22 protein-coding genes, 1 tRNA gene and 1 pseudogene are annotated in these 19,269 nt (G+C 62.5%); 9 read left to right on the top strand and 15 right to left on the bottom strand.

Annotation, left to right across the window (positions count from 1 at the left end; translation table 11 throughout):
- From JJE66_RS19390 to JJE66_RS19360, 7 genes are all read right to left on the bottom strand, one after another.
- On the bottom strand, positions 1-600 hold the full coding sequence (locus JJE66_RS19390) for a TRAP transporter small permease (RefSeq protein WP_200516017.1): 600 nt from the start codon (positions 598-600) through the stop codon (positions 1-3).
- 158 nt (positions 601-758) lie between these two features.
- The gene (locus JJE66_RS19385) at positions 759-1,556 is read right to left on the bottom strand and encodes an MBL fold metallo-hydrolase (RefSeq protein WP_200516015.1); all 798 of its coding nucleotides are present in this window, start codon (positions 1,554-1,556) and stop codon (positions 759-761) included.
- A 13-nt stretch (positions 1,557-1,569) separates the two neighbouring features.
- Positions 1,570-2,346, bottom strand: coding sequence for a TatD family hydrolase (locus JJE66_RS19380; RefSeq protein ID WP_200516013.1), 777 nt, complete (start codon positions 2,344-2,346; stop codon positions 1,570-1,572).
- A gap of 12 nt (positions 2,347-2,358) precedes the next feature.
- Positions 2,359-4,320 (bottom strand): methionine--tRNA ligase, encoded by a 1,962-nt coding sequence (metG, locus tag JJE66_RS19375; RefSeq protein ID WP_200516011.1) that lies wholly within the window; start codon positions 4,318-4,320, stop codon positions 2,359-2,361.
- 41 nt (positions 4,321-4,361) lie between these two features.
- Positions 4,362-5,408, bottom strand: a complete 1,047-nt coding sequence (locus tag JJE66_RS19370; protein ID WP_200516009.1) for a DNA polymerase III subunit delta' — start codon at positions 5,406-5,408, stop codon at positions 4,362-4,364.
- Positions 5,405-6,091 carry a dTMP kinase gene (tmk, locus tag JJE66_RS19365; protein WP_200516008.1) on the bottom strand — a complete coding sequence of 229 codons (687 nt, stop codon included), beginning with the start codon at positions 6,089-6,091 and terminating at the stop codon, positions 5,405-5,407. The genes JJE66_RS19370 and tmk overlap by 4 nt, the downstream gene beginning before the upstream one ends.
- 2 nt (positions 6,092-6,093) lie before the next feature.
- Complete coding sequence (locus JJE66_RS19360) at positions 6,094-7,356, bottom strand: D-alanyl-D-alanine carboxypeptidase family protein (protein ID WP_200516006.1); 1,263 nt, start codon at positions 7,354-7,356, stop codon at positions 6,094-6,096.
- A 151-nt stretch (positions 7,357-7,507) separates the two neighbouring features.
- Here JJE66_RS19360 and JJE66_RS19355 point away from each other — a divergent pair, with 151 nt between their 5' ends.
- On the top strand, positions 7,508-8,464 hold the full coding sequence (locus JJE66_RS19355; RefSeq protein ID WP_200516004.1) for an alpha/beta fold hydrolase: 957 nt from the start codon (positions 7,508-7,510) through the stop codon (positions 8,462-8,464).
- A gap of 11 nt (positions 8,465-8,475) precedes the next feature.
- Here the strand turns inward: JJE66_RS19355 and JJE66_RS19350 are convergent, their stop codons facing one another.
- Positions 8,476-9,402: a septal ring lytic transglycosylase RlpA family protein gene (locus JJE66_RS19350; RefSeq protein ID WP_200516002.1), complete on the bottom strand. Its 927-nt coding sequence runs from the start codon at positions 9,400-9,402 to the stop codon at positions 8,476-8,478.
- Positions 9,403-10,216: 814 nt separating this feature from the next.
- Between JJE66_RS19350 and JJE66_RS38480 the strand changes: the two genes are divergently transcribed.
- A complete protein-coding gene (locus tag JJE66_RS38480) occupies positions 10,217-10,345 on the top strand; it encodes a hypothetical protein (protein ID WP_283818509.1) in 129 nt (42 codons plus the stop codon).
- A 32-nt stretch (positions 10,346-10,377) separates the two neighbouring features.
- Here JJE66_RS38480 and JJE66_RS19345 read toward each other — a convergent pair whose 3' ends face one another.
- The gene (locus JJE66_RS19345) at positions 10,378-10,686 is read right to left on the bottom strand and encodes a hypothetical protein (protein ID WP_200516001.1); all 309 of its coding nucleotides are present in this window, start codon (positions 10,684-10,686) and stop codon (positions 10,378-10,380) included.
- On the opposite strand from JJE66_RS19345, the pseudogene JJE66_RS38125 reads away from it, so the two are divergent.
- Positions 10,673-10,789: pseudogene (locus JJE66_RS38125) on the top strand (TIGR00645 family protein); the annotation flags it as partial. The gene JJE66_RS19345 and the pseudogene JJE66_RS38125 overlap by 14 nt on opposite strands.
- A gap of 31 nt (positions 10,790-10,820) precedes the next feature.
- Here JJE66_RS38125 and JJE66_RS19340 read toward each other — a convergent pair.
- A complete protein-coding gene (locus JJE66_RS19340) occupies positions 10,821-11,153 on the bottom strand; it encodes a DUF1476 domain-containing protein (protein WP_200515999.1) in 333 nt (110 codons plus the stop codon).
- Positions 11,154-11,304: 151 nt separating this feature from the next.
- Between JJE66_RS19340 and JJE66_RS19335 the strand changes: the two genes are divergently transcribed.
- A complete protein-coding gene (locus tag JJE66_RS19335; protein WP_200515997.1) occupies positions 11,305-11,535 on the top strand; it encodes a hypothetical protein in 231 nt (76 codons plus the stop codon).
- Positions 11,536-11,572: 37 nt separating this feature from the next.
- On the opposite strand, the gene JJE66_RS19330 is transcribed toward JJE66_RS19335, so the two are convergent.
- On the bottom strand, positions 11,573-11,764 hold the full coding sequence (locus tag JJE66_RS19330; protein WP_200518590.1) for a hypothetical protein: 192 nt from the start codon (positions 11,762-11,764) through the stop codon (positions 11,573-11,575).
- 481 nt (positions 11,765-12,245) lie between these two features.
- Here JJE66_RS19330 and JJE66_RS19325 point away from each other — a divergent pair, with 481 nt between their 5' ends.
- Positions 12,246-13,517: a hypothetical protein gene (locus JJE66_RS19325; protein WP_200515995.1), complete on the top strand. Its 1,272-nt coding sequence runs from the start codon at positions 12,246-12,248 to the stop codon at positions 13,515-13,517.
- Between the two features lie 160 nt (positions 13,518-13,677).
- On the opposite strand, the gene JJE66_RS19320 is transcribed toward JJE66_RS19325, so the two are convergent.
- Together JJE66_RS19320 and JJE66_RS19315 are read right to left on the bottom strand one after the other, a co-directional pair.
- Positions 13,678-13,974, bottom strand: coding sequence for a hypothetical protein (locus JJE66_RS19320; RefSeq protein ID WP_200515993.1), 297 nt, complete (start codon positions 13,972-13,974; stop codon positions 13,678-13,680).
- Between the two features lie 99 nt (positions 13,975-14,073).
- Positions 14,074-14,343 (bottom strand): hypothetical protein, encoded by a 270-nt coding sequence (locus tag JJE66_RS19315; protein WP_200515991.1) that lies wholly within the window; start codon positions 14,341-14,343, stop codon positions 14,074-14,076.
- A 500-nt stretch (positions 14,344-14,843) separates the two neighbouring features.
- On the opposite strand from JJE66_RS19315, the gene JJE66_RS19310 reads away from it, so the two are divergent.
- The 4 genes from JJE66_RS19310 to JJE66_RS19295 all read left to right on the top strand — a co-directional run bounded on the left by JJE66_RS19310 (position 14,844) and on the right by JJE66_RS19295 (position 18,015).
- On the top strand, positions 14,844-16,211 hold the full coding sequence (locus tag JJE66_RS19310) for an HD domain-containing protein (RefSeq protein WP_200515989.1): 1,368 nt from the start codon (positions 14,844-14,846) through the stop codon (positions 16,209-16,211).
- Positions 16,199-16,723 (top strand): hypothetical protein, encoded by a 525-nt coding sequence (locus JJE66_RS19305; protein ID WP_200515987.1) that lies wholly within the window; start codon positions 16,199-16,201, stop codon positions 16,721-16,723. Before JJE66_RS19310 ends, JJE66_RS19305 begins: the two co-directional genes overlap by 13 nt.
- A 2-nt stretch (positions 16,724-16,725) precedes the next feature.
- Entirely contained in the window at positions 16,726-17,229 is a 504-nt protein-coding gene (locus JJE66_RS19300; protein ID WP_200515985.1) for a Panacea domain-containing protein, read from the top strand.
- 81 nt (positions 17,230-17,310) lie between these two features.
- Complete coding sequence (locus tag JJE66_RS19295; protein WP_200515984.1) at positions 17,311-18,015, top strand: hypothetical protein; 705 nt, start codon at positions 17,311-17,313, stop codon at positions 18,013-18,015.
- Between the two features lie 145 nt (positions 18,016-18,160).
- Here the strand turns inward: JJE66_RS19295 and JJE66_RS19290 are convergent, their stop codons facing one another.
- The gene (locus JJE66_RS19290; protein WP_200515982.1) at positions 18,161-18,901 is read right to left on the bottom strand and encodes a DUF2786 domain-containing protein; all 741 of its coding nucleotides are present in this window, start codon (positions 18,899-18,901) and stop codon (positions 18,161-18,163) included.
- 49 nt (positions 18,902-18,950) lie between these two features.
- A tRNA-Ser gene (locus JJE66_RS19285) sits at positions 18,951-19,040 on the bottom strand.
- Positions 19,041-19,269: the final 229 nt, after the last annotated feature.

The raw sequence follows: 19,269 nt of genomic DNA, 5'->3' as shown, positions 1-19,269 counted from the left end.
TCAGCCCCCGCCGCCCTGCGAGATGCGCTCGATGAACTCGTCCGGCGTTTCCTCCGGCGACCCCTTCTCGTAGCTCGGCCGACGACCGCGCAGGACATTGACCATTTCATCCATGACCGCGATCCCCAGGATCACGAGGCCGCCGGCAAAGCCCAGCTGCGGAATCCAGAGAGGAACGGCAACGACGCCTTGTGCCACGTCGTGAAAGCGCCAGGAGTCGTAGGCCATCTGCATTGCATATCGGGTGAAGTAGAGAATGAAGGCTGTCGCGATGCCGAGCGCCACGATCTCGGCACACTGCCTGGCCCTGCCATGCAAACGCTCGAGCAGGAGGCCGACGCGGATCATTTCTCCGCGCTTGAATGTGTGCGCGAGGCCGAGAAAGGCCATCGCAGCCATGCACCAGGACGCGAAATCGTCGCCGGCCGGAATGTTGATGGCGAATTGCCGACCGACAGACATCACCATCATGATCGCGAAGATCGCAACGAGGAACGCGCCCGCCGCGTAGCCAGCGCCGAGGTAGAGAAAGTCGAGAGCGCTCCGGAGCAAGCCCGGCGCCGCTACCTCATCGTTATGCTCCGCCAATACGGCCCCCATCCTCACGCCACGCGGTCCAAACCAGACGACTTGCGAACCCGTCGGTGCTGGCTGATTATCGCTGCCGTCCCGCGCCTGTCTTTGAGACGTTAGACCAACACGATCGCGTCCATGCAGGCAAGGACCATGCCGGTCTGGGCCGGAGGCTTCGGGTACTTTTACACCGTGTCGAGCCGCAGCCCGTCATAGGCCGGCACCACGCCTGCGGGCAATGATTGCCGGATCACCTCGTAATCGACATCGGCGGTCATGTTGGTGATGACGGCGCGCTTCGGCTTGAAGCGTTCGATCCAGGACAGCGCGTCATTGATGCTGAAATGGCTGGGATGGCCGGTGTAGCGCAGGCCGTCGACGATCCAGAGGTCGAGGTTTTCAAGGGCACCCCAGCTCTCGCGCGGGATGTCGTTGAGATCGGGCGTGTAAGCGGCATTGCCGATGCGATAGCCGAGCGCAGGGATCTGGCCGTGCTGGACCAGGAACGCGGTCATCGTCACCTCGCCGCCCTTGCCGCTGATGGTCTGGCTGTGGCCGGCCTCGATCGAATGCCGGGTGAGGATCGGCGGATAGTCGCTGCCCTCCGGCGAGATGAAGCAATAGGAGAACCGCGCCATGATGTCCTTGGCGGTCGACTGGTTGAAATAGACCGGGATGCGCTTGCGCATGTGGATCACGACCGAGCGCAGATCGTCCATGCCGTGGGTCTGGTCGGCATGCTCATGCGTCAGGAACACCGCGTCGATATGGTCGACATCGGTCGAGATCAGCTGTTCGCGCAAATCCGGCGAGGTGTCGATCACGATGCGCGTGGTGCCATGGCCTGATGTCTGTTCGACCAGCAGTGAGCAGCGGCGACGGCGGTTTTTGGGATTGTTGGGATCGCAGGCGCCCCAGCCCAGCGCCGGGCGGGGCACGCCGGCGGAGGAGCCGCAGCCCAGGATCGTCAGCGTCAGCGTCATGCGGCTTTCAACCTCAAGCTTTCACCTTGGAGAACAGGCGGAAGAAGTTTTCGCTGGTCTGGCGTGAAATCTCCTCGAGCGACACACCGCGCGTTTCGGCCAGCACCTTGGCGACCTCGACCACATAGGCCGGCTCGTTGCGTTTGCCCCGGAACTTGCCCGGCGCAAGGTAGGGCGAGTCTGTTTCAACCAGAATACGATCTGCCGGCAATTCGGCCGCGAGCGCACGCAAGGCATCCGACTTCTTGAAGGTCAGGATGCCCGTGAAGCCGATATAGAGCCCGAGCGACACCGCCTTCAGCGCCAGCTCGCGCCCGCCGGTGTAACAATGCAGCACGGCACGAAACGATCCCTTCGCCGCCTCCTCCTCCAGGATGCGGCTGCAATCCTCATCCGCCTCGCGGGTGTGGATCACCAGCGGCAGGCCTGTGGCGCGCGCCGCCGCGATATGGGCGCGAAAGCCCCTCGCCTGCGCCTCCGGCGAGCCGTCGTCGTAGAAATAATCGAGCCCGGCCTCGCCGAGCGCGACGACCTTCGGATGCTGCGTCAGCGCGATCAGCTCGTCCGGCGAAATGCCGTCTTCCTCATCCGCGTTGTGCGGATGGGTGCCGACCGAGCAATAGACGTCGTCGTAGCGCTCGGCGATGGCGAGAAGCTGATCGAGCTTTCGCACCCGCGTCGAGATCGTGACCATGCGCGTGAGGCCCGCCCCCCGCGCGCGCGACACGATTCCGTCGAGATCCTCCGCAAAATCCGGAAAATCCAGATGGCAGTGACTGTCGACCAGCATCGTACGAACGCCTCAGGTCGCCGGCTCGATGTAGCGCGGGAACGCCGGCGTCGGCGCCGGCAGCGTCGAGCCGGGTGCGATCCGCTTGGCGCCGCCAAGCATCGCAAAATTGCGCTCGTCCGCGGGGATGCCGAGGCTGTCGAGCAGCAGGCTAGATGCAGTCGGCATCGCCGGCTGGGCCAGGATCGCGATCTGGCGCACGACCTCAGCGGTGACATAGAGCACCGTCTTCTGGCGTGCCGGATCGGTCTTGGCCAGCGCCCACGGCGCCTCGCCCGCAAAGTAGCGGTTGGCTTCCGCGACCACGGCCCACACGGCGTTGAGCCAGTGGTGAATCTGCTGCGTTGCCATCGCCTCGCGTGACGCGACAATCATGCCGTCGGCCTGCGCCAGCATGGCCTTGTCGTTGTCGCTGAACGCGGCGGGCTCCGGCAGCACGCCGCCGAGCTGCTTGGCGATCATCGACAGCGAGCGCTGCGCAAGATTGCCGAGGTCGTTGGCAAGGTCGGCATTGATGCGCGCCACGATAGCTTCGTGATTGTAGCTGCCGTCCTGCCCGAACGGCACCTCGCGCAGGAAAAAGTAGCGCATCTGGTCGACGCCATATTGGTCGGCGAGGTTGAAGGGATCGACGACATTGCCGATCGACTTCGACATCTTCTCCCCCCTGTTGAACAGGAAACCGTGGGCGTAAACGCGCTTCTGCACGGGAATGCCGGCCGACATCAGGAAGGCGGGCCAGTACACGGCATGGAAGCGGATGATGTCCTTGCCGATGATATGCACGTCCGCCGGCCAGTAGCGCCAGTTCTTGTCGCTTTCGTCGGGGAAGCCGACGCCGGTGATGTAGTTGGTCAGCGCGTCGACCCAGACATACATCACGTGCTCTTCGTCGCCGGGCACTTTTACGCCCCAATCGAAGGTGGTGCGCGAGATCGAGAGATCGCGCAGACCGCCCCTGACGAAGCTCACTACCTCGTTGCGACGCGAGTCCGGGCCGATGAAATCAGGGTGCTCCTCGTAGAGCTTCAGGAGCTTGCTCTGATAGTCAGACAGGCGGAAGAAATAGCTTTTCTCCTCGACCCACTCGACCGGCGTACCCTGCGGACCGAGTCGCACGCCCTCGTCGTTCAGACGCGTCTCGTCTTCGGCGTAATAGGCTTCATCACGCACCGAGTACCAACCGGCGTAGGTATCGGCATAGATGTCGCCATTGGCGGCCATGCGCCGCCAAATCTCCTGGCTGGAGCGATGGTGCTGTTCCTCGGTGGTGCGGATGAAGCGGTCGAACGAGACGTTCAGACGCTCGTCCATCTCCCTGAAGCGGCCGGCGTTGCGGGTGGCGAGCTCCGAGGCGGACATCTTTTCATTGGCCGCAGTCTGAACCATTTTCTGACCGTGCTCGTCGGTGCCGGTCAGGAAGAACACGTCCTTGCCGTCGAGCCGCGCGAAACGCGCCAGCGTATCGGTCGCGATCGCCTCGTAGGCGTGGCCGATATGTGGGCTGCCGTTGGGATAGGCGATCGCGGTGGTGATGTAGAAGACGTTGTCGCGCGTCGGCACAGCTGCGGGCGCCACCGGCTTCGGCGCAGGCGGCACCTTTGGTTTCGACACTTTGAGCTTCACGGCCTTCGGCGGCGTGGCGACCGGAGTCGGCGCGGCGATCACGGCGGGCGCGGTCACCATCGCCTTCTTGGCCGCCTTCATCGTCGGAGCCTTGGCGGGTTTTTTAGCGGCCTTCTTTGTCGCGGCTTTCTTGGCGACGACTTGCTTCTTCGCAGCTTTCTTGCCGGCCTTCTTGACCGCCTTCGCAGTGCCCTTCTTCGCGCTTTTCTTGGCGGCAGCCTTCTTGGTCTTCTTGACCGTCTTGGCGGCTTTGCGCGCGAGCGCCTTCACAGTCTTCTTCACGGCCTTCTTGGCAGCCTTCTTCTTGCTGCTCTTGGCCTTTGCGGTTTTCTTAGCTCGCGCTGCCACGACGAATTCCTTTGCCGGCTTCTCGAAATTTGGAAACGCGCCTAGCGCGTTGCGTCCGCCAGCCAGCCGAACACCGAGAAAACCAAGGGCTTTCGCTCCAGATTGTAGGTTTCGGTGTCGCGCGCGGCGCGGACGATCTTTTCCCATACCTCAGCTAGGCGCGCAAGGCGCGGCAGGTTCTGGTTGGCATTGGCCTCGTCCGCATGCAGGCGCTCGGCGATCCAGCGATCGATGCCGTCGACGAAGGCCGCAAGCGCAACGCGGTCGTTGGTGGGAAGCGAATCGCCGAGCGTGTGCAGCTCGCGCGGATCCACCTGCGGCAGGCGCGCCAGCATCGCAGCCGTGCGCTGTTGGAGTTTTAACGCATCGCCGCCGAGCAGCGTCAGCGCACGCGCGACACTGCCCTCGGAGGCCTCCGCCGCCTCGCGCAGCGCCAGGTCGGTCGGAGCGAGGTCGGCGGCCGCGGCGGCTGCGCCGATCACCTCGTCGGTTGCCAGCGAGCGCAGGCGCAGCTTGCGGCAGCGCGACTGGATGGTGGCGAGCACGCGCGCGGGCGCGTGGCTCACCAGCAGGAACAGCGATTGCTGCGGCGGTTCCTCAAGTATCTTGAGCAGCGCGTTCGCTGCATTTGGATTGAGCTCATCGACGGTATCGACGATGCAGACGCGCCAGCCTTCCGCTGCCGCGGTTGAACCGAAGAACGAGATTGTCTCACGCGTCTCGTCCACGGTGATGACGGTGCGCATCACGCCGCGGTCGTTCGCAGTGCGCTCCAGCGTCAGCAAACCGCCATGCGAACCAGCCGCCACCTGCCGCGCCACGGCGTCGTCCGGATCGATCGCGAGGTCTTCGGCACCCTGCACGACAGGCGCCAGCGGCTGGCCGTGACTGAGCACGAAGCGCGCCATCCGATAGGCCAGCGTCGCCTTGCCGATGCCCTGCGGTCCCCCGATCAACCAGGCATGCGGGATGCGCCCGCTGCGATAGGCCGTCAGTAGCGCCATCTCGGCCTCAGGATGGCCGAACAAGAGGCTCGTCTCGCGCGGATGCGGAATCGCGGTCTCGCGCTCGGCCTGACGCGGGCTCATGCTGAGGCCGCCGAGGCAGGAGTCGGCAGCAGACGGTCGCGTAGCGCGATCCAGACGCGCCCGGCAACCGTGTCGGGGGCGGAATTGGCGTCGATTAGCACGCAGCGCGCGGGATCCTCTGCTGCGATCTTGCGATAGGCCTCGCGCAGGCCTTCATGGAAGGCGAGCTTCTCGCCCTCGAACCTGTCGGGCGTGCCTCTGCCGCGCCGCGCCGCCGCACGTGCCAAGCCGATCTCGACCGGCAAATCGAGGATGATAGTGAGATCCGGCTTGAGATCGCCGATCGTGACCCGCTGCATGGCGTTGATCAGCGCGGTCGGCACGCTGCCGAGGCTGCCCTGATAGGCCCGTGTCGAGTCGGCGAAGCGGTCGCAGAGGACCCAAACGCCCTGCTTGAGCGCGGGCTCAATCACCGTGCGGACATGGTCGTCACGCGCGGCGGCAAACAGCAGCGTCTCCGCATCGGGCCCGAGCAGCTTGCCCATACCCGACAGCACCAGATGGCGCATGATCTCAGCGCCCGGCGAGCCACCGGGCTCGCGCGTGACGAGGGTACGTAGCCTCGCCGCAGTGAGGCGGTCGGCGAGCTTCTTGATCTGGGTCGACTTGCCCGTCCCCTCGCCGCCTTCAAAGGTGATGAAACGTCCGCGTCCGGACGGCCGCTGTCCCGTGCTCTCACTCATGATCAGAGTTTCTCGGCGCCTGCGCGGAACATGCCGATCACGAGCTCGCTGGCGCCGTCGATCGCGCGCCGCACGGTCGAGCCGGTGCCGATCGCTTCGGCCGCATAGACCGGCGTTTCCACCGCGATATTGCCGCTGCGCCAGACCCTGACCACGCCGACCCGCTGACCGGCCTCGACCGGCGCGCGCACCGGCCCGCTATAGACGATACGCGCGATCAGCTTGTCGCCGCCGCTCTTGTGCACCATCACCTTCACGGGCTCTTTCGCGACCAGCTTCACCGAGCGGCTCTCGCCGCCGAACACCTTGGCATAGCCGACGGGCTGGTCAGCCGCGAACAGCGTGCGGGTCTCGAAATTGCGAAAGCCCCATTCCAGCATCTTCTTGGCTTCGGTGGCGCGGTCCTCGCTATCTTCAAGCCCGTTGACGACCACAATCAGTCGTGTGCCGTTCTGCACGGCCGAGCCGACCATGCCGTAGCCGCCCTCCTTGGTGTAACCGGTCTTCAGGCCGTCGGCGCCTTCCATCGAATTGAGCAGAGGATTGCGGTTGGGCTGGCGGATCTTGTTCCAGGTGAACTCCTTCTCGCCGAACAGTTTGTAGAATTCGGGGAAGTCCAGGATGATGTGACGGGCGAGCATGCCGAGCTCGCGCACCGTCATCTTGTTGCCAGGGTCGGGCAAGCCATTGGAATTGCCAAAAGTCGATTTGGTCATGCCGAGCTCGCGGGCGCGCTTGGTCATGAAATCGGATGCAAAGATCCGCTCGCTGCCGGCGATGCCTTCGGCGAGCGCGATGCAAGCATCGTTGCCGCTCTGGATAATCGCGCCATGCAGGAGGTCGTCGACCGAGACCTTGCTGTTGATGGCCGCGAACATGGTCGAGGTGCCGGATGGGGCACCGCCCTTGCGCCAGGCATTCTCGCTGATCCGGTATTCGTCGGTCAGCTTGACGTCGCCCTTCCTGATCGCATTGAACACGACTTCCGCCGTCATGAGCTTCATCATGCTGGAGGGCGCACGCAGCTCGTCGGCGTTCTTCTCGAACAGCACGCCGCCGCTGGAAGCCTCGATCAGGATCGCGGTGGGAGCATCGCCGTCGAAGCCGGCATCTTCGGTTTTCTTGGCGCCCTGGACGCTCTGGTTGGCGGCGTAGATCACCCCACCCCAGCTGAGGCTGACCGCGAGCGCCGCCGCGACCAGCCCGCGCGCCAATGCTCCGGCCGTGAATTCGGTATGACGGAGCGAGATGAGACGAAATGCCATGGCGAAGCCCTGAGAGCGGCGTTCTAACAGTTGGAACCGGTGCGAACAACACGAGGATCGCTGCTACCCCGAGATTGCACGATTCTCGTCACGTCCCTATCGTGGCACCTCATGTTTCCCGACCAAACCCCTGAAACAAGGCGGAAAAGCGATGTCCACCACCCGCGTGATCAAGGCCAACGGGGTAGACCTCTTCGTCCGCGAGGCCGGTCAGGGGCCGCTGGTGGTGCTGTGCCATGGCTGGCCGGAATTATCCTATTCCTGGCGGCACCAGATCCCGGCGCTGGCGGCCGCCGGATTTCACGTCGTGGCGCCGGACATGCGCGGCTACGGCCGGAGCACGGCGCCCTCTGACGTCGCCGCCTACTCGATCTTCGACCTGGTCGGCGACGTGGTCGGCCTGGTCCAGGCGCTCGGCAAGACCAAGGCGATGGTGGTCGGCCACGACTGGGGCGCGCCGGTCGCCTGGCATGCGGCGCTGTTCCGTCCGGATATCTTCACGGCGGTCGCGGGCCTGAGTGTGCCGCCGCCCTTTCGCGGACGCGGCAAGCCGCTTGAGCTGTTGCGCCAGGGCGGCATCACCAATTTCTACTGGCAGTATTTCCAGGCGGCCGGTGTCGCGGAAGCCGAGCTCGAGCATGACGTCGCCCGCACCATGCGTGTCCTGCTCGCCGGGCGCGGGCTTGCCGATCCCAATGCCGCGATGTTCGTGCAGGAAGGCAAAGGCTTTCTCGGCCATGCCACCAGCGAGGAGCCGCTACCGGAGTGGCTGAGCGAAGATGATCTCGCTCACTTCACCGAAAGCTTCCGCTCATCCGGGTTTCGCGGAGGGCTGAACTGGTATCGCAACCTCGACCGCAATTGGGAGCTGACTGCGCCCTGGCAGGACGCGAAGATTCACCAGCCTTCCCTGTTCATTGCCGGCGCGCAGGACGCCGTCATCACCGGCTTGATCGGAGCCAAGCGTGTCAACGAGCTCGAGCGCGTGCTGCCCAATCTCACGCGCAAGCTGATCATCGACGGCGCCGGCCATTGGGTGCAGCAGGAGCGTCCCGCCGAGGTCAACGCCGCGCTGGTGAAGTTTTTGCGCGAAGCGGCGTCGCGCTAATGCGCTTGCAGTCAATACAAGCCGCGGCCGGTCAGAATGCTGCGGGCCTCGGCGGCGCCATCGGACGCGTCGGGACCGCTATCGGTGGCATAGCGGCCATTCTCGTCATAGGACACTTGCCGGGCGTTCTGGAGCGCCCGGCCCCGGCTGCGGCTCGAAGCCGACATCTCGGAAGTTGCATTGATCGAGGCGACGTCGGCTGAGGTGTTGCCAAGGCTATAGGGCCGCCCCTCCGGCATCGGAACTTCGCCGCGGATGGCGCCGCGGTTCGATGACGGCAGTTCCGGCACGAACGGCCTGGCCGAGGCGACCCGGACCATCGAGGGCGACGGCGCCGGAACGCCGGTGCGCAGGGTCGCCATCAGCTGGCGATCATCGGAGCCTTCGAGCGGCGCCCGGCCGACATATTCGACGCGGACCCTGGCAACGCCATTACCTTTGAATTCAAGGAGTTCGGCAGCCTTGTTCGAGACGTCGATGAGGCGGTTGCCGTGATAGGGCCCGCGGTCATTGACGCGAACGATCAGTGACTTGCCGTTAGACAGGTTGGTGACCCGCGCATAGCACGGCATCGGCAGGGTCGGATGCGCTGCCGTCAGCGAGCCCATGTCGAACACTTCGCCATTGGCGGTCTGGCGGCCGTGGAAATCGTCGCCGTACCAGGATGCCATGCCTTCGGCGCGGTAGTTGACGTCCTCCTCCGGCACGTAGGTCCGGCCGGCCACCACGTAGGGCTTGCCAACGCGATAGGTGCCGCCGCCCTTGGGGACGGGATCGCCCCAGGCCACGACGCGCGGACTCGAGGACACGCCGTATTTGGGATCGACCCGGCTGGCGAACTTGTTGGACGAGGCGCAGTTGGCGAGCGCGAGGCAGGTGGCGACCGCCGCAACGCACCGCGCGGCCCGCACCACCGAATCTGACCGTCGGATCCCCATTCGCCCCAAATACCATTTCGCCGGAGACGAACCCAACCCGCTTTAGCTACGGGGAGCGCCTTCCGGTCCTCAAGCTCCGAGGAAGCCCACCACTGCCCCAGACGTTGCGACGATATCGCAACCCGAACACGGCGGAAATGGGGAGCCCGTAGCGTTCGCACTGGGATGGTAAACAGGACGTTTGGCATTCTCCGTTGATCTACGGAGCGCGAGCGCCTCGCGCGCGCTTCGTTTGTGCCAGTCTTGCACAAGCTGTTGCGCCAAAACCTCACTCCACCCCCATTGTCGCAGGCTGCACTGGAATTCTTTTGACTGTGCAAGGCCGCCCGCGTTTTCTCGCGTGCAGGGCGGGATTGGAATTTAACGATGATCGAGACGGTTTCGGCACTGATGGGTCTGTTAAGCGCGGGGATCTTCCTGGCCCATGCGTTTGAAGGCTACCGCACGAGGGCCTGAAGGCACTCGCGCGGGCGACATTGCATCACCTCTTCATGGCGGCGCGTTCGGACAATTTTAATGAGTCCGATCGAGCATCGAAGACGAGAGCAGCAGGTGTCCCATGCGCAAACATGACCTCGTATCCGATGGCTTTCTGGCATTGACCGCAGGCGGTCTGGTCCTGCTCTGCTCGAGCCTTGTGGCGCTGGCCTTCGGCTAATCCTCACCGCACTCCGCGATTTTCAGACCGCTCGGCTACTGCGATGCAGCATGCACGTTTGATCCGGGATTGCTCTGCTCCCATTTAGTTGATTGAATTTCTGCGTCGGCACCTCGACTCATTTTTACGAGGCCATCACCAACGAGGCTGACGCACATGCTAGCCGAGAAATTCTTCCTGGTTCTGGAATCGCTGATCCGCGGCGGCCGGACCTATTCCGACGGAAGTCCCCGGGTCATCAGCACCTCCCCGCACGTCCCGGTGAAGCTGCCTCGCCAGAACTAGCGGCGCCCGCCGTCAAGCAAGGCGCACACTGCTCAGCGCAAGCCTAGCGGCGAGCTACGATAGAGGCTGTCGTGCGCTTCAGTCAGGCAGACGAAGCTGCCGTCGAAGCCCTGGCCATAGAGCTTCTGTCCCTTGCGGTAGTAGACGCCCTTCCTGAAATCCAGCCACACCACGCTGTCGCCGGGGCAATGGCGCTGGGCCTGCGCCTCGTAGCGAAACGGCGTCAGCGGTGTCGCCGACACATGCGCCGCGCCAAGGATCGTCCCAAGAATCGTCCCGAGGATCGCAGCGCTTGCAAGCGCGACCCCGCCGGGCCCTTTGCCAAAGCTGCCGCGCAGCATTGTCCGCCCCTCCCGATCCCGACCGCCCTCGCCGCGACTCGGCCTGCTGCCGATGATCATCTTCGGTTCGCGCTGGCTGCAGCTGCCGCTCTACCTCGGGCTGCCCCACCGCGCGCAAAAATGCCGAGTGAAGATCACGCGCTGGCTTTGCTCGCTGCGGCCGCGAGCTGCGCCAGCGCCTGGTGCAGGCACTCCTGCAGCTTCCGCGCAACCTGCTCGCGTGAAATCCCCTTCGCGGCGAGGTCGCTCGACACCTTGCTCAGGGTCGCGTCCATCGTCTGGTTGGCCAGATTGTCCGTGACCAGCGCCGTCGCGTAAGCTGCCGCGGCATCGCCGCTGAGCCCGAGCTGGCCTGCCGCCCAGAGCCCGAGCAGCTTGTTGGATCGGGCCGTGGCCTTGAACATGAGGTCCTCGTCATGGGCGAATTTGGCCTCAAAGCCCTGCTCGCGCTTGTCGAACGTGGTCATGGTCAGCTCCATTTGCGTTGCGCTGATGGGATCTGGATGGGGAGCGCGTCGTCTCCAGGCCCGGACCAGCTGACCGGCTAACGGGATCGTATTTACGATTTGTTAAGCAGACTCGGGGCCGCATGGTCCCGGGGAAATCGAGAGCCGACGCATGAACAGAGAGCTTCGGGAATTTCGGCGGCTTGAGCGCGTGTGCCTGGAGCAGGCCGCGCTGTCGAACATGGATCATCTGGCGCGAACCGGATTGCTCAAGGTCGCTGCTGACTGCCGCCTGGCGGCAGAAGCCATCGAGGCCCTGCCCGTGCCCCGCGGGGCTATTGCTGTCGCCGTTCAGGCCCTCAAGCACGTCCTCACGACGACGCGCCCGTCCAGCCGACACTGACCGGCTCAGCGCGCGTTCAGTCCTTGTCAGCTCTCTTTCAGCTTTTCGCTGCAGCCGCCTCGCGGGCGAGCCGTTCCGCCCGCAGTCGTTCCCGATTGTCATAAAACGCCTTCTGCGCGGCCTCATGGTCGCGCATGGCCTTCTCGGCCTCGACCCGGCGAGCCGCATCGCGCGCCTGGCGTTGTTCGGGCGTCAGGGGCTTGCGTCGATAGGAAAGGTCTTCTGTCATGCCGAGACAACGCGGCGGTGACCAAACGGTTCCATCAGTCGCCCCGAACCAGACCTCGCGCCGCCCCGCCAAAACCCCGAAAACAACCCCATGCACAGTAGCCCGGGCGTGTCGGATCAAGGTCTTGCGCCTCCCACCTCGCGCCTCCCGCAAAATCATTTGACGGGTCGGGCAAAACACCGGCACAATACCATTATTCCGAAATTCATCCGAGCGTGTCGCTGCTCGCCTCAGGGCCAAAAATTGCTGGCGGCATTTGGCCGGCTCGAGACGCTCGAGTTTAGCCGTTTTGAAGAAGGAGCCTCTTTTGCATTATGTCAGGGTTGGTTTGTTGATTTCATCGATCTGGTTCGTGGTTGCGCCCGCGGCTGCGGCTCCCCCGGCAAGTTGCGCAAGCAAGTTCGTCGGGAGCTGGACCGTCAGGGTCAACGCAACCGGCCAGACCTACCCCTCCGTGATCTCGCCGGACGGAAGGACACACGTGACCTGCCCTTTGTGCACTCCGGGCGGCACCTGGACCTGTTCGGGCAACACAATCACCGTCTATGTCGATAACGGCGTGACAACGCAGCATCAGCTGCAGGCGGACGGTCGAACCATGTCCGGCGGATGTTGCACCATCACACGCTCGGGTGCGGCTCCACGGGTGGCGAGCGCCACACCCGAACAACAGGCGAAGGTGCCAGCACCGGAGAAGCGCGTTGCGAGGCAAAGACAGTCCTGCAGCGACATCACCGGCACCGGCGGGGCCTCGGCGGCGCCGTCCGGTTGCGGGACCAACCGCAGCGCCCCTCCTCCCCATCAACAAGCGCGGCTGAACGAGGGCGACACCCGCAAGTCGAGCAAGCCGCGGCCGTGGAAGGATGGCGGCCTCTCGGCCGACGACACCGCTCAAATTCTCGCTCTCGGCGACTTGGTGATGGCAACGCCGGATACGTCGCCGCAGCGCGAACGGCTGCGCTACCTGCTCGAACGCCGGCTAGCCTCGCTTCGCGTGCGCGCGAAAGCGCGCGACCTCGTTTGCCTGCAACCTGTCAGCGGGACCAGCCGTCCCGCGCTCGATGTTCCGCTACGCTGGCACCCCGAGCATATCGAAAAGGAAGCCATCGATCGCTCGGGCTTGTGCGATGACGTTCCCGAGGGCGATGCAAAGACCGCGTGCCGCAAGGCCAAATATGGCGAGGCGGTGATGTGGGCCGAGCCCGAGCTCGCCGGGCAGTGCCGCGGCGAAGGCGGCGCAGAGCACGATGTCGAGAAGGTCGCGGAATGTGCCAGGCGCAAATTCCTGAACGCCTGGGCGAAACCCGGCGAGGCTCACGGCGTCGTCGTGGGCCCAACGCCGGACAACTGGGTCTTGCCGGCGGATTGCAATGCGACCGCACCGCCCGAGAAGCGTCGGGAAAGTCTTCGCGACAGGCTTCGGCGCATGCTCGCCGAAGCGGCCTCGCAACCGCCTGCAAGGGATGATCCCGTCGCGACGGCGCCCTCCACACCGGCCGCTGACACCGCGCAAGCCCCGGAACCGCCGCCGACGGACGACGACGAGGCCTATTGTAGTGCCATGGCTGACGACCTGGTCCGCGGGACGCTGACCGCCGGTGGTGGCGCAGCGATCCCGCCGGGGTGCAAAGCAACGATTGCGCGGCTCGAAGCCAGGCAAAAGCGCGAGGGCAAGGGCGCTTTCCGCATGGATGGATCCGAGACCGACAAGGACATCAAACGCCTCACGGCACCGCTACCCGCACAACCATAGGGGGCGCCGATCCTGGTCGGAGATTGCGCTGCCCGAAACGCCCCGAAGGCGTAGCCCGCTCTCGTGTAGCTCAAGCCAGTCGAGTTCGACTGGCCGTGCGGCGGGTCGCGGTCGGTCCACCTCCGTGCGTATCTTTTGCTGATCGACGGTGCCGCCGCTGCTAATTGGTGGCGCTGCCGCTTTTGGCCTTGGACGAGTGCTTCACCGCTGGCTTGGCCGGCGCGGCCGACTTCTTCGACGCATCGTCGCCGCGGGCAGCTCCCCAGGGATCGACCGGCTTCTGGTCCGGCACGTTGTCGAGGGAGCGTTGATAGGCGCGCTCAGCCCGGGCGTCGGCCGCCTTCTCCGCCGCCGACTTCTCCTTGGGCTGTTCGCGATACTGCTGAATATGGTCGTCCTGCGCCAGTGCAGGGGCGGCGATCAGGGCAAGCAGGACGGCGACGGCGAATTTGCGCATCGAAACACTCCGGGTTCTGCGACGACCATAACATCGCACCGACAGCGCACGCCAGATCAGACGGTGACTGAGGCGGTATGGGCAACGGGGTTCGCCGGCTTACGCTGGCGGGCCTCGTTTGGCTGGCCCGATGCTCGAGGGCTTCGCGTGCAGCGCGGTCCGGTCGCCGGTGATCTGCCCGGCATAGTCGTCGATCGCGTCGATCAGCGGCTGTGTGTGGCCGAGCCTGCTTTGCATGAGGTATCTGCGAAACCGGTCCAACGCGACGAGCGCGGCACTGATCGCCTCAGCCTGCGCTTCCTCCGCACGCTGGCGCTGCCGCTCGTCATGCCAGGCCTTCGCGGCCGCTCGGTTCTCTGCCTTCGTCATGGCGCCATCGAAACGCGGCGCAGGCGAGAGTCAAATTATCGATTCCTAGCGGCGCGGAACGCGCGCGAGCTACTGCCGGTCGTGGCTGTGGAGGAATCGGCGTGTGACGCCTTGTCGGATGTACACAAGGCGTCCGGGGAATGTCTCGGTGGAACGGCGGACGCTCTAGCCGCCTTCGTCTTGGGAAAACTGTGTGCGAAGGGCTGCTGAGCCGCCGCCAGCCCCCGGCACATCCCCCGGATAGTGTCGAGAAGTAGCTCGAGATGTTCGCGATAAGTCAGGCGAGCGCCGCGCGAAAAATCGCCACTGGCAGCCCGCGGGGGCTCGCGGTTTCTCCGCAGCGGGCAGCACGCTTCTAGCCGATAGCGCCTCAATGAAAACCGGAGCGGATAATTATGTGGACCTTGACGCGTTCCTATTTTGTTCTATGATACAACTCCCCTTGAGGATCCTCCGATTCCCTTGGGGCTATGCCGAAACAACAACGCATCCGCGACCCCTTGCACGACATCATCGATTTCAATGTCGGTGATGTGCACCTGGAGCGAGTGTTGTGGCGAGTGATTCAAACCAGGCCGTTCCAGAGACTGCGAAGAGTTAAGCAACTTGGATTTTCAGATTTTGTTTATCCCGGTGCAACACATTCTCGGCTTCTGCATAGCTTGGGTGTTTTTCACACAGCAAGAATTCTAATGGATGTCGTTCGAAAGTATACGCACCCGTTTGAATCGGCAAAGGCGGATCAAGCGCTGGCTGCTGCGCTGGTGCACGATGTTGGTCATGGTCCATTCAGCCACGCATTCGAAGATGTCGGAAGAAGGCTCGGCCTCAAATTGGCTGATCATGAGCTTGTAAGTGAAACCTTGATACGCAACGGAGAGATCTCGGCGGAGTTTAAGGAACTTGGTTCTGGTTTTGCTGATGACGTGGCTGACATCGTCAGTGGAAACGGTAGTAGCTCAGTTTATTCCGCAGTCGTATCGAGTCAATTTGATGCAGATCGGCTGGACTATATGCGCCGCGACAGGATGATGGCGGGCACTGAGCATTCCGGAATTGATTTTGAGTGGCTTATCCAAAATCTAGAGGTTGCCGATGTAGCTTACGGTGTAGACGAAACATCACTTGGGCAAGTTCAAACATTTGTTCTCGGGCCGAAGGCCATTTTTGCTGCAGAAGCTTACGTGCTTGGCCTTTTTCAACTTTACCCCACAGTCTATTTTCATAAAGCGACGCGCGGAGCAGAGAAGCTCTATGTTGAACTGCTGGCTCGTGCGGTTACGCTAGTTAGAGACGGGTCTACAAAAATGACCGGTTTGGCGGCTTCGCACCCGCTAGTTAAATTTGCGAAGGATCCCGAAAATATCGATTGCGCAATCGCACTTGATGACACGGTCGTATGGGGTGCGTTGTCACTGATGGCAGATGCAAAAGACGAGTGTCTCGCAACGCTCGCGAAACGACTTCGCGATCGAAAATTGTATAAGTGCATCGATGTTAGGACTTGCATTGCCCACGAAAAAGGGGACGCCGCCGTAGGCAGTCCTGAAGCTGATCGTGTTTGTGCCGACATTCGCGACGAGATAGCTGCGTGGTCCGATCCACAAACAGGTTCCGCTCCCCGCGCATTGGTCGACCAGCAAACTCGTTCGCCGTACAAGAAAATTACAGAAACAAAGGGGCCGTTAGATCAAATAAATATTCGGACCGATGGCGGACATTTGGTTGACTTAGCCCAGCGCTCCAAAGTCGTTGCTGAACTCCAAGCGTACAAGTTATTCCGCGTCTATCACGATGGTGATGACTTCGAAGCTAAAAGCAAAATTAAACAGATAGTCGACGCGAGGATTACAAAATGGCAACAGTAGAAGAAGCTCGCAGAGCGGCGGCCATAATTCGAGATGCTGGTGGCCGCGTTGTTGGCCGAACACGGCTTCAAAAAATGGCCTTTATTTTGGAGGCTGCGGGGCTTGGGTCAGGTTTCCCGTTCAAGTACAAGCACTACGGTCCTTACTCAGAAGAACTGTCAAATGCCTCACGCACCGCTGCAATTCTTGGATTGTTAAATGAGACTGAATTGCCAGCGTCTTGGGGCGGCTTGTTTTCGACTTTCGAAGTTAATATGCCGCCAGATCCCAACATTCCGGAATCGAGGCGGAGAATTGCTCAGGAAACCGTCAGTTCTGATGCTATCGCGCTAGAGTTGGCGGCGACCGCGCTTTTCCTATTTTTGGCGCGTCTAACCCCGTCTGACCCTTGGTCAGAGACCAAACGCCGCAAGCCTGAAAAGGCTGCAAATGGCCGCTTGGATCAAGCTCGCGTACTTTATGAACGAATTCGGCAAATTCAAACGCCAATTCCACTTCCCCCGTTAGGGTAGCAATGTACGAAGCTCGCAAGATATGTAACTTCCTTCTGGCAAATTTCGACGCAGTCGAGTTCGACCTAACAAATCTGCGTATGAATAAGCTCCTTTTCTTCATTCAGGCGGGCGCGCTGCGGCAGATGCCCGAGGGTTTGATCCGAAATCATTTTGAGGCTTGGCAGTTCGGACCCGTGATAAAGCCCGTTTTCGACGCCTTTAAAATTCACAGGGAAAGCCCGATCACGGGGCCTGCTCAATTCCTGGACTATGCGTCCGGTCAGCGTATCCCAGTGCCATTCGACGATATTCGCGAGGAGCATCGGAAGATCGTAGTTCGCGAATTCCGATCGTATAGCCATTTCACCACCGGCCAATTGGTCTCGCTATCGCACGAAACAAATGGGCCGTGGGATATCGTGTATCGGGCGCATCTCGCTGATCCAACGTTGAGTCCGCGTATTCCAAATCAGCTCATCCGAGAGCATTTTGCTGGGGAGAGGAAATCCACAGTTCGTCATTAGCGGTTCCTTAGGCTATATTGTCTGTGGGGGCCGAATCAGCTTAAGCGTTTCTGTTCGGCTCCATCTCACCGGAGAACCTAGATGGCGGGTCGCGGAAAGTTCTTTGAGTTGTTAGATTTGCCAAAGTTTGCGTACCCGTCGATCACCGGCATGGATGCCGGTCTAACCGCAAACAATCTTTCGGAGCGATTGGCTGGTGGTGGCTTCATGTCATACCAGATGGTCTGGCCGCGATTGGAACAGATCATCTCGGGCCTTGCCACCGACGCCTACATCAAGACCGCGTTCAGCCCTTATCCTGACGATCCTCAGCAAAGCTGGAAGAACGACGCACTTCAAGATGTCGCGCGGCTGCTCAGAGATCATTTTGGTGGCAAGGGCCGCTGGTATCGTCACATCGAAAAGCCGAAGAAGGTGCTGGGTTTCTGGTTCAAGCCGAGCATCAAAGGCGTCTGGTGGGTCGACGGCAAGGGCTACGCGGTCCTCATCAATGCGCGCAAGGGACAGCCGCTGTTTAATGACCACGTTCGGTTCCTCGCGCGAGGCATATACGAGCTTCATTGCGTCGAAGACCCGAACGATCCGATCCCCCTAATCATCGATGTCAGTGCGCCCGAACTCGGCAAAAGCCGAATTCTCCGTACCTATGAGATGCCGGTGGAGAAAGCCATCTCGCTCGAGGAATTCGACGACGCGCTACGCCAATTCTTGAGGGCACTGGCGCTTGCCGGGGTTGCTTTGCCGACCGACACGGCGGACGTAATCAGCTTGTTCAAGAAGCCCTAGCGCCGAGGCGACAATTCCGCGCTGGGAATTACGGCGACGCTGCACTTTATTGGCACGGGCAGAATGGACGACAGGCGGTGCTGATGAACCGGAATGGATCGCCATGCTCTCAGCTCCGGCCGAGGCCGCGCCCTCTCCCTGTGCGTCAGCTTCCCTTGCGCGCGGTCCCTGACTGCCCGCCAAGGCCGGGATTGATGGCCAGCGACGCTCCGGCAGCGCCGCCGGCTTCATAGGCCGTCATCGACACCATCCGGCCGGTGCTCCGCTGGGTTCGGAGCTTGAGGTCGAGCTTGCCGAATTCTGCATCGACCACCGAGGTCTTGAGAACCACCAGCCCGCGGCCGCTGCCTTCGTTGACCTGATCGCGACTGGCCTTGATAGCCACCAGCCTATTCGCGATCGACGCCACCATCCCGAGCGCGAAGGAAGCATTGGCCAGATGCCGCTCCTGGTGCCGGAACCGGGCGTAGTCGGCCGAGGTCTTGAAGCGGCCGAGTTCGGCGCGCACGGCGCCGTCGATCAATTCGGCCAGATAATGCGCGACCTCGACATCCGCGCCGAGACCGAAGAACACATAGCTGCTCTCGCCGGCCGCGTTCTTCTCGCGCCAGACCCGGCAATCACAGAAAAGAGCGATCGCGCCGATGCAGTCGTCCAGGGGAATTCGCTTCTTGCGATGGGTGTCGTAGACCCTCCTTTCGCACGGCGACGCGCGCAGCTCGACGTCGGAGAGCGACAGATCGTGGCGATCCAGCAGCTCGGCGACCTTGGCAGCGGCAGACAGCGCCTCGTCCTCGGTGCAACCATTGGCGATCGTCTTGGCTCGCAACGCCTGAATGCGGAGCTTCAGCTTGTCGAGCGCGGCCGGATTGGACGTCTGATTCACCGATTACCTGCCCGGGAAAGCCCGACCGGCAGACCCCGGTCGGATAGACTGGCGGAAGGGGTGGGATTCGAACCCACGGTACCCTTGCGGGCACGCCGGTTTTCAAGACCGGTGCCTTAAACCACTCGGCCACCCTTCCAAACCCGGAACGGCTGTCGCTTAACGTAGTCGGCGGCACAAGGCAACGCGAAGTTGGTCCGCTCCCTGTGCCTGACCTCTCCGCCGCCGGAGCGGGGTCTGTCAGGCGCGCGTCAGTTTGGTCCTTTGGCCTACGAGTGAGACAGGCGGCCCGATTGGATTGGATTCGTCTCCATTTCCGGGCCTCGTTTGGCTCGGCCCGCAAAAGAAAACGCGGCGCCCCAAGGGGC

Origin of the sequence: Bradyrhizobium diazoefficiens (assembly GCF_016612535.1) — a bacterium.
Lineage (GTDB): Bacteria > Pseudomonadota > Alphaproteobacteria > Rhizobiales > Xanthobacteraceae > Bradyrhizobium > Bradyrhizobium diazoefficiens_C.
Note: the sequence above shows the minus strand (reverse complement) of the source record. Positions and strands in the feature narration are given on the sequence as shown.